The organism is Pseudomonas sp. PME37.24/025, assembly GCF_055556615.1.
Genome location: NZ_JBVHNK010000328.1, coordinates 1 through 259 on the forward strand (window position 1 = coordinate 1; position 259 = coordinate 259).

Consider the following 259-nt stretch of genomic DNA (forward strand, 5'->3'; position numbering starts at 1 on the left):
GTGTAGAGGGTGCGTTCTTTGGTGAGATGCCCGTGCGTCTGCCACCAGGCTTGCAACGTGAGCCGCCAGGCGATGGCGTCGTCGATGGTGTGGATCGCGGTCAGGGCAAGGGAGATCTGACGCAGGTCGCGGCCGGCGCGGGTGCGGGGATTTCGGGTCAGCTCGCGGGTGACGTTCAGTTGCAGGTGGAAGATGCAGCGCTGCACCGCGGTGTCGGGCCAGGTGGCGGCCAAGGCGGAGCGGATGCCGGAACCGCCAT

General features: G+C 67.6%; 1 protein-coding gene. It reads right to left on the reverse strand.

What is annotated here, in order from left to right:
• A partial coding sequence (locus tag ACZ3HH_RS30575) for a transposase (protein WP_465810399.1) occupies positions 1-259 on the reverse strand: 259 nt, incomplete at both ends.